We start from the raw sequence: 8,502 nt of genomic DNA, 5'->3' as shown, positions 1-8,502 counted from the left end.
GATCGTCACGCACAACATCAACGTGGCTCGGACCGTGCCGGACAACCTGGGCATGCTGTTTCGCCGGGAGCTGGTCATGTTCGGCCCGCGCGAGGTGTTGCTGACCTCCGACGAGCCGGTGGTCGAGCAGTTCCTCAACGGTCGCCGGATCGGCCCGATCGGCATGTCCGAGGAGAAGGACCAGTCCATCGTGGACGCCGAGCTGGCCCACCACCAGGCCACCACGACGCGCACCCGGCCGGAGATCGTGCCGCAGCTGCAACCCAGCCCGGGCCTGCCGCCGCGCGACGCGGTGCGCCGTCGCCGCGAGCGGGTGCTGCGCCACCTGGACACCCTGCCGCTGTCCGCCCAGCAGGGGATCATGGCCAGCTTGCGGGCGGAGGAGGTTTCTTGACCAGTCCTCCGCTGCGGGTCGCCACCTCGGCCGTCGGTGAGTTCGGCCGGCTGTTCGCCATGGGCCTGGACGTGGTCGTGGCGATGTTCAAGCGGCCGTTCCAGGGCCGCGAGTTCGTCCAGCAGTTCTGGTTCCTCGCCAGCGTCTCGATCCTGCCGGCGATGCTGGTGGCGATCCCGTTCGGCGCGGTGATCACCTTGCAGCTCGGGTCGCTGACCGCGCAGATCGGTGCGGAGTCCTTCAACGGCGCGGCTTCCGTGCTCGCGGTGATCCAGCAGGCCAGCCCGATCGTCACCACGCTGGTGGTGGCCGGGGCCGGCGGGTCGGCCATGTGCGCCGATCTGGGCGCGCGCACCATCCGCGAGGAGATCGACGCCATGGAGGTGCTCGGGGTCTCGCCGATCCAGCGCCTGGTGGTGCCCAGGGTGCTGGCCGCGATGGTCACCGCGGTGCTGCTCAACGGAATGGTCAGCGTGGTCGGCGTGGTCGGCGGCTACTTCTTCAACGTCATCGTGCAGGACGGCACCCCGGGCGCCTACCTGGCCAGCTTCTCCGCCCTGGCGCAGTTGCCGGACCTGTGGATCGGCGAGATCAAGGCGGTGATCTTCGGGTTCCTGGCCGGTCTGGTCGCCTGCTACCGCGGCCTGCATCCGCGCGGCGGGCCCAAGGGCGTCGGCGACGCGGTCAACCAGTCGGTCGTGGTGACCTTCCTGCTGCTGTTCTTCGTCAACCTGGTGATCAGCGTGATCTACCTGCAGCTGGTGCCGGCGAAGGGGGCCTGAGCGAGCTTGCGAGCGAACCAGATCGACACTGCCCCGGCGCCGAGCTTGCGAGGCGGCGGGTTTCGCCAGCACCGAGCCTGCGAGGGGGTGGCGTGATGGCCACGACCACCCCCGGCGGCCTGGAACGGCTGGGCGACCAGTTCGGCTTCTACGTCCGGGCGCTGTGCGCCACGCCGCTGACGCTTCGGCGCTACCCCAAGGAGATCGTCCGGCTGCTCGGTGAGGTCAGCTTCGGCAGCGGTGCGCTGGCCGTGATCGGCGGCACCATCGGCGTGATGGTCGGGCTGTGCGTGTTCACCGGAACCGTGGTGGGACTGCAGGGTTTCGCGGCGCTCAACCAGATCGGCACCTCGGCGCTGGCCGGGTTCGTCTCGGCCTACTTCAACACCAGGGAGATCGCGCCGCTGGTGGCCGCGCTCGCGTTGTCGGCGACGGTCGGCTCCGGCTTCACCGCACAGCTCGGCGCGATGCGGATCTCCGACGAGATCGACGCGCTGGAGGTGATGGCCGTGCGCAGCATGCCCTACCTGGTCACCACCCGGATCATCGCCGGCTTCGTCGCGATCATCCCGCTGTACGTGGTGGGACTGCTGACCTCCTACCTGGCCGCCCGGACGATCACCGTGACGTTCTACGGCCAGTCGGCCGGCACCTACGACCACTACTTCGGCCTGTTCCTGCCGCCGGAGGACGTGGTCTGGTCGTTCGTCAAGGTGCTCATCTTCAGTGTGGCGATCATCCTGACGCACTGCTTCTACGGTTACCGGGCCAGCGGCGGTCCGGCCGGGGTGGGGGTGGCGGTGGGCCGTTCGGTGCGTACCGCCATCGTGCTGGTCAGCGTGCTCGACTTCTTCCTCAGCCTGGCGATCTGGGGCGCCACGACCACGGTGCGGGTGGCCGGATGAAGGCACGGATCCGCGACCGGACCCTCGGGCTGATCTTCATCGTCCTGTTGGGACTGCTCGGGATGCTCGCGATCGCCATCTACGACAAGGCGTTCACCGGCGACACCCTGGTCCGGCTGCACACCGACCGGGCCGGCAACCAGCTCAAGGCGGGCGCCGACGTCAAGGTGCGGGGCATGGTGGTCGGCTCGGTGCGCGAGGTGCGCACCACCGGCAACGGCGTGGACGTCGTGCTGGCGATCTCGCCGGACCAGCTCGATCAGTTGCCGCGCAACGTCTCCGCCCGGCTGCTGCCCAAGACCCTGTTCGGCCAGCGCTACGTCAGCCTGGTCCTCCCGCCGAGTCCCGAGGCGCGCCGGCTCACGGCCGGTGACCTGATCCAGCAGGACCGCACCGCCGAGGCGATCGAGCTCGAGCAGGCCCTGCGCGACCTGCTTCCGGTGCTGCAGGCGGTGCAGCCGCAGAAGCTGGCCAGCACGCTCGGCGCGGTGTCCACGGCACTGCAGGACCGGGGCAAGCCGCTCGGTGAGACGCTGGTCGCGCTGGACGCCTACTTCGCCCAGCTGAACCCGAAGATGCCGCAGCTGCAGGACGACATCGCCAAGTTCGCCGACACGCTGAACACCTACTCCACCGCCGGCCCGGACATCATCGACGCGCTGTCCGACCTGACCACCACCAGCCGCACGATCGCCGAGCAGCGGCAGAACCTCGACGCCCTGTTCAGCACGCTCACCACCGCCGCCACCGACCTGGAGAGCTTCCTGCGCGCCAACGGGTCGAACGTGATCAACCTGGCGGCGGTCAGCAGGCCGACGCTGGACCTGCTGGCCAGGTACTCCCCGGAGTTCCCCTGCCTGCTGGACGCGGTCACCCGGTTCAAGCCGCAGATCAACCAGGTGCTCGGCGCCGGGACCAACCAGCCCGGGCTGCACATCGAACTGACCGTCAAACCGCGGCGCACCGGCCCGGGCGGCGCGGTGCCGCCGGCGCGCAGCGGCCCGCGCTGCTACCCGGTGACCGGCGCGGCGCAACTGACCACGCCGTCCGCGGCCGTCGACTCTCCGGCGAACTCCCCGCAGGAGAACCAGTTCCTCACCGAACTGCTGGCACCCGCCTACGGCCTGGCTCCCACCGAACTGCCCGGCTGGAGCAGCCTGCTGCTCGGCCCGCTGTTCCGCGGCGCGGAGGTGAGTCTGCGGTGAAGGGGTTCATCGGGCCGCTGCTCAAGGGACTGGTGTTCACGGTGGTCACCGCCGTGGCGACGCTGCTGCTGGCGGTCACGATCGCCAACCGGGGCGGCGGCGCCGAGGTGACCTACCGGGCCTGGTTCTCCGACGCCACCTCGGTCAACGCCGGCGACGACGTGCGGATGGCCGGAGTGCGCGTCGGGCAGGTCAACGACGTGCGGATCGTCGAGCGCCGGTTCGCCGAGGTGGAGTTCGCCGTCGACGCGGGACGCAAGCTGTCCGCCTCGGTCACCGCGACGATCAAGTTCCGCAACCTGATCGGCCAGCGGTACATCTCGCTGGACCAGGGCGCCGGTGACCCCAACGCGGTACTGGACCCCGGATCGCTGATCCCGCTCGAGCGCACCCGCCCGGCGCTCGACCTCACCGCGATGCTCAACGGGTTCAAGCCGCTGTTCCAGGCGCTGTCGCCGGACGACGTCAACAAGCTGTCCTTCGAGATCGTGCAGGTGCTGCAGGGCGAGGGCGCCACGGTGGACAGCCTGTTGCGCCACACCGCCTCGCTGACCACCACGATCGCGGAGAAGGACAAGGTGATCGGTCAGGTGATCGGCAACCTGAACACGGTGCTGGACCAGGTGACCCCCCGGCAGGACAAGCTGTCCAGCCTGATCAGCACCACACAGCAGTTGGTTTCCGGGCTGGCGAGGGACTCCGCGCCGATCGGCGCGGCCATCGACGGGCTGGCCGAACTGACCACGAGCACCGCCGGGCTGCTGGTCGACAGCCGGGAGCCGCTGCGCAAGGACATCGACGCGCTCGGCGACCTGTCCAAGAACCTGGCCGACGGAACACCGGCGTTCGAACGGTTTCTCAGCAACCTGCCGGTGAAGTACGAGTCCATCGGACGCACGGCGAGCTACGGGTCGTGGCTGAACATGTTCCTGTGCTCGGCGGCCTCGGACGCCCCGCAGGCGCCCGGCGGCGGCCCGGTCGGTATCCCGCTCACCGAGCCGAGGTGTCTGCGATGAAGCACTTCCGGGAGCGCGATCCGGTCAAGGTCGGGGTGGTCGGCGGGCTGCTCATGGTCGCGGTCGGCCTGCTCACCTTCTACTACGAGGAACTGCCGGTGATCGGCGGCGGGACCAGCTACACCGCCGAGTTCGGCGAGGCGGCCGGGCTCAAGCCCAACGACGAGGTGCGGGTGGCCGGCGTGAAGGTCGGCGAGGTGACCGACGTGGATCTCGACGGCGACCACGTGCGGGTCACGTTCCGGGCCAAGGACGTGTGGCTGGGCGACCAGACGGTGGCCGCGATCAAGATCAAGACTCTGCTCGGGCAGAAGAACCTGGTGCTGGATCCGTTGGGCGGCAAGGAGCTGGATCCGGACACACCGATTCCGCGGGAACGGACCATGACCCCCTACGACGTCAACGACGCGTTCGGGGACCTGGCCAGGACCGCGGCCGCGATCGACACCGACGCCCTGGCCACCAGCTTCCGCACCCTGGCCCAGACGTTCACCGCGACCACGCCGAACCAGGTCCGGGACACGCTCAACGGTTTGGCCGCGCTGTCCAAGACGATCTCGTCCCGGGACCAGGAGCTGCGCAGGCTGCTGACCAACACCAGCGGCTTCAGCAGGACCATCGCCGACCGCACCACACAGATCGAGGCGCTGATCCGGGACGGCGGCGTGCTGCTGCAGGAGATCAGCAAGCGCCGGGCGGCGATCAGCGCGCTGCTGACCGGAACCCGGGAGCTTTCCCAGCAACTGTCCGGGCTGGTGGCCGACAACCAGGCCCAGCTCGGCCCGGCGCTGCAACAGCTCGACCGGGTGACCGACGTGCTGCAACGCAACCAGGACAACCTGGACCGCAGCCTGCGCCTGGCCGGACCGTTCTACCGGCTGGTCGGCAACAGTCTGTCCACCGGCAGCTGGTTGGACACCTACCTGTGCGGCCTGGTGGAAGCGCCGGGCGGCGGATGCATGCCACCGAAACCGGGAGGAGGTCGGTGATGGCCGCCATCCGTTCCCGTACCAGGCTGTTGCGCGTGCTGGCGGTGGTCGCCGCGGTGGCGGTGCTGGCCGCCGCGGCCTTCGTCACCCTGGCGCGCACCAGCCGGTCCCAGCATTTCGTGGCCTACTTCACCGCCGCGGTCGGGATCTACGCCGGCTCCGACGTCCGGGTGCTCGGGGTCGCCGTCGGCACGGTCGACTCCGTGACACCGCAGGGCGAGCAGGTCCGGGTGGAGATGTCGGTGGACCGCGACGTGCCGCTGCCGGCCGACGCCGGCGCGCTGGTCGTCACGCCGAGCCTGGTCAGTGACCGCTACGTGCAACTCGCGCCGGTCTTCACCGACGGGCCGCGACTGGCCGACGGCGCGGTGATCCCGGTCGAGCGCACCGCCGTCCCGGTCGAGCTGGACGAGCTGTTCACCAGCCTGGACAAGCTCACGGTGGCGCTCGGCCCGGACGGCGCCAACGCCGACGGCGCGCTCGACGAACTGCTCAACAGCACCGCGACCACCCTGGACGGCAACGGAAAGCGGCTCGGTGACCTGGTCCGCGAGCTGGGCAAGGCCGCGCACACGCTGACCGGCTCGCAGGACGACCTGTTCGCCACCGTGGACAACCTGCAGAAGTTCACCACCATGCTGGCCGCGAACGACCAGCAGCTGCGCACCTTCGACCAGCTTCTGGCCACGGTCAGCGAGTTCCTGGCCGGCGAGCGGCAGGACTTCGCCGCGGCACTCGCCGAGCTGAGCACGGCACTGGGCACCGTGCAGCGCTTCGTCCAGGACAACCGGGCCCGGATCAAGTCCAATGTGGACAAGCTGGCCGGTACCACCCGGCTGCTGGTCGAGCAGCGGGCCTCGCTGGAGGAGGCGCTGGCCCGGGCCCCCCAGGCGCTGACCGACCTGCTCGGCTCCTACGACCCGGCACAGGGCAGCATCGACGTGCGGGCCAACCTCAACGAGTTCAGCCTCGTCCCGCCGCCGCCGCTGCCCCCGGCAGGAGGTGTCCGATGAGACGCGCCGCCATCCTCGCGCTGCTCGCCACGCTGACCGCCGGTTGCACCTCCTTCGGTGGCATCTATGAGGTTCCGCTGCCCGGCGGCGCCGACATCGGCGGCTATCCGTACCGGGTGACCGCGCACTTCCGCGACGTGCTGGACCTGGTGCCGCAGTCCGGGGTGAAGGTCGAGGACGTCGCGGTCGGGCGGGTGGAACGGATCGAGCTGGCCCCGGACGGCCGCAGCGCCGCGGTGACCATGCTGGTGAACGGATCCGTTCGGCTGCCGGCCAACGCGATGGCCCGGCTGCGGCAGTCCAGCCTGCTCGGCGAGAAGTTCGTCGAGCTGGACGCGCCGCCCACCCCGACGAGCGCCCGGCTCACCAACGGCGCGCAGATCCCGCTGGAGCGCACCAACCGCAACCCGGAGATCGAGGAGGTGTTCGGCGCGCTGTCGATGCTGCTCAACGGCGGGGGGGTCGGCCAGCTGCAGAACATCACCCGGGAGCTCAACCAGGCGCTGAACGGCAACGAACCGGAGATCCGCTCGTTCCTGACCAATGTGGACACCTTCGTCGGCGGGTTGGAGGCGCGCCGCGCCGACATCACCCGGGCGCTGGACGGGCTGGACCGGCTGGCCGCCTCGTTCGGCGGGCGCACCAGGGACATCGCCGACCTGATCGACAACCTGGGCGGCGGCATCCAGGTGCTGGCCGACCAGCGGGCGGCGTTCACCCGGATGCTCACCACGCTCGACTCGCTGTCCGGGGTGGCGGTGAACGTGGTCGAGTCGGCGCAGGCGAACCTGGTCGCGGACCTGCGCGCGCTGGAGCCGACCCTGCGCCGGCTCACCGAGGCCGGCCAGAACCTGCCGCAGGCCATGGAGCTTCTGCTCACCTTCCCGTTCCCGGACGCGGTTCTGGACGGCATCAAGGGTGACTACCTCAACGTCTACCTCAAGCTGAACACCAACAAGAACGCCCCGGCGGCGGCTGTGGTGCCGCTGCTGCCGCCGGTGGACTCGTCGGGAGGCAGCCGCTGATGATCACCAGGGTGGTGCGGGTCCAGGTGCTGCTGTTCACGGTGATCGCGCTGGTCGGGATCACCTTCGTCGGCGCCCGGTACGCGCGGCTGGACCAGCTGTTCGGCGGCTCCGGGTACACGGTGAAGGTGCGCCTGGCCGACTCGGGCGGCATCTTCACCAACGCCGAGGTCACCTACCGCGGGGTGGCGATCGGCCGGGTGGGGGAGCTGCATCTGGTCGACGACGGGATCGAGGTGGACCTGCGGATCGACTCCGGCGCCCCACCCGTACCGTCCGATGTGGACGTCGCGGTGGCCAACCGCTCCGCGGTCGGCGAGCAGTACCTCGACCTGCGGCCCCGGCGTGACGGCGAGCCGTACCTGACCGAGGGCTCGGTCGTGCGCCAGGACCGCACCACGCTGCCGCTGCCGGTGGAGCAGGTGGTGCGCAACCTCGACCGGCTGGTCGCCTCGGTGCCCGAGGAGGATCTGCGCACCGTGGTCGACGAGCTCTACGACGCCACCCAGGACACCGGTCCGAGCCTGCAGGTGCTGCTCGACTCGACGGCGAGCTTCACCGACCTCGCCACCGAACACCTGCCGCAGACCCTCCAGCTGATCACCGACGCCGGGCCGGTGCTGACCACCCAGATCGAGCAGTCCGACGCGATCAAGTCCTTCGGGGTCAACGCGAAGCTCATCGCCGAGCAGCTGCGGACCTCCGATGCCGACCTGCGCCGGCTGCTGTCCACCGGGCCGGCGGTGGCCCGGCAGGTGAGCGAGCTGATCCGGGAGACCGGGCCGACGCTCGGCGTGCTGCTCGGCAACCTGCTGACCACCTCGACGGTGCTGCTCACCCAGCGCGACGGGGTGGAGCAACTGCTGGTGGTCACGCCGGCGGCGGTGTCGGCGGCGTCCACCGCGCTGCGCCCCGGCAACACCGAGGTAGGCCTGACCACCACCTTCTTCACCCCGCTGCCGTGCACCCAGGGCTACGAGGGCACCACATACCGCAACGGTCGCGACACCTCGCCGGCGCCGCTCAATACCGCGGCCCGCTGCACCCGCTGAGTCCGCGGGCGCGCCGCGCCACCGGGATGGCGAATCAACACGGCGGCTCGCTGCACCCGTTGAGCCCCTGGGCACGCAGCGCCACCTCGATGTCGAACCGGGCCTGCGGGTCGCCGAGCCG

General features: G+C 70.3%; 8 protein-coding genes and 1 pseudogene. All 9 read left to right on the top strand.

The annotated features are described in order from the left end of the window. Positions 1-394: pseudogene (locus tag VFO68_RS19765) on the top strand (ABC transporter ATP-binding protein); the annotation flags it as partial. 59 nt (positions 395-453) lie between these two features. Continuing rightward, complete coding sequence (locus VFO68_RS19760) at positions 454-1,176, top strand: ABC transporter permease (protein ID WP_325159809.1); 723 nt, start codon at positions 454-456, stop codon at positions 1,174-1,176. A gap of 95 nt (positions 1,177-1,271) precedes the next feature. Next, positions 1,272-2,081, top strand: coding sequence for an ABC transporter permease (locus tag VFO68_RS19755; RefSeq protein WP_325159808.1), 810 nt, complete (start codon positions 1,272-1,274; stop codon positions 2,079-2,081). Next, positions 2,078-3,286: an MCE family protein gene (locus VFO68_RS19750; RefSeq protein ID WP_325159807.1), complete on the top strand. Its 1,209-nt coding sequence runs from the start codon at positions 2,078-2,080 to the stop codon at positions 3,284-3,286. Before VFO68_RS19755 ends, VFO68_RS19750 begins: the two co-directional genes overlap by 4 nt. After that, positions 3,283-4,302, top strand: a complete 1,020-nt coding sequence (locus VFO68_RS19745) for an MCE family protein (protein ID WP_325159806.1) — start codon at positions 3,283-3,285, stop codon at positions 4,300-4,302. Before VFO68_RS19750 ends, VFO68_RS19745 begins: the two co-directional genes overlap by 4 nt. Beyond that, complete coding sequence (locus VFO68_RS19740) at positions 4,299-5,291, top strand: MCE family protein (protein ID WP_325159805.1); 993 nt, start codon at positions 4,299-4,301, stop codon at positions 5,289-5,291. Before VFO68_RS19745 ends, VFO68_RS19740 begins: the two co-directional genes overlap by 4 nt. Then, positions 5,291-6,304 (top strand): MCE family protein, encoded by a 1,014-nt coding sequence (locus VFO68_RS19735; RefSeq protein ID WP_325159804.1) that lies wholly within the window; start codon positions 5,291-5,293, stop codon positions 6,302-6,304. The genes VFO68_RS19740 and VFO68_RS19735 overlap by 1 nt, the downstream gene beginning before the upstream one ends. Beyond that, positions 6,301-7,329 (top strand): MCE family protein, encoded by a 1,029-nt coding sequence (locus VFO68_RS19730; protein ID WP_325159803.1) that lies wholly within the window; start codon positions 6,301-6,303, stop codon positions 7,327-7,329. The genes VFO68_RS19735 and VFO68_RS19730 overlap by 4 nt, the downstream gene beginning before the upstream one ends. Beyond that, a complete protein-coding gene (locus VFO68_RS19725; protein WP_325159802.1) occupies positions 7,329-8,381 on the top strand; it encodes an MlaD family protein in 1,053 nt (350 codons plus the stop codon). The genes VFO68_RS19730 and VFO68_RS19725 overlap by 1 nt, the downstream gene beginning before the upstream one ends. The last annotated feature ends 121 nt before the right edge of the window (positions 8,382-8,502 follow it).

This window comes from Actinophytocola sp., assembly GCF_035712165.1.
Taxonomy (GTDB): Bacteria; Actinomycetota; Actinomycetes; order Mycobacteriales; family Pseudonocardiaceae; genus DASYTH01.
This window is presented reverse-complemented; position numbering and strand designations above follow the sequence as displayed.

Bases quoted from the DNA above. Each gene is read 5' to 3' on its own strand.
- VFO68_RS19760 (WP_325159809.1), top strand. From the start codon at position 454: ATGGGCCTGGACGTGGTCGTGGCGATGTTCAAGCGGCCGTTCCAGGGC.
- VFO68_RS19755 (WP_325159808.1), top strand. From the start codon at position 1,272: ATGGCCACGACCACCCCCGGCGGCCTGGAACGGCTGGGCGACCAGTTC.
- VFO68_RS19750 (WP_325159807.1), top strand. From the start codon at position 2,078: ATGAAGGCACGGATCCGCGACCGGACCCTCGGGCTGATCTTCATCGTC.
- VFO68_RS19740 (WP_325159805.1), top strand. From the start codon at position 4,299: ATGAAGCACTTCCGGGAGCGCGATCCGGTCAAGGTCGGGGTGGTCGGC.
- VFO68_RS19735 (WP_325159804.1), top strand. From the start codon at position 5,291: ATGGCCGCCATCCGTTCCCGTACCAGGCTGTTGCGCGTGCTGGCGGTG.
- VFO68_RS19730 (WP_325159803.1), top strand. From the start codon at position 6,301: ATGAGACGCGCCGCCATCCTCGCGCTGCTCGCCACGCTGACCGCCGGT.
- VFO68_RS19725 (WP_325159802.1), top strand. From the start codon at position 7,329: ATGATCACCAGGGTGGTGCGGGTCCAGGTGCTGCTGTTCACGGTGATC.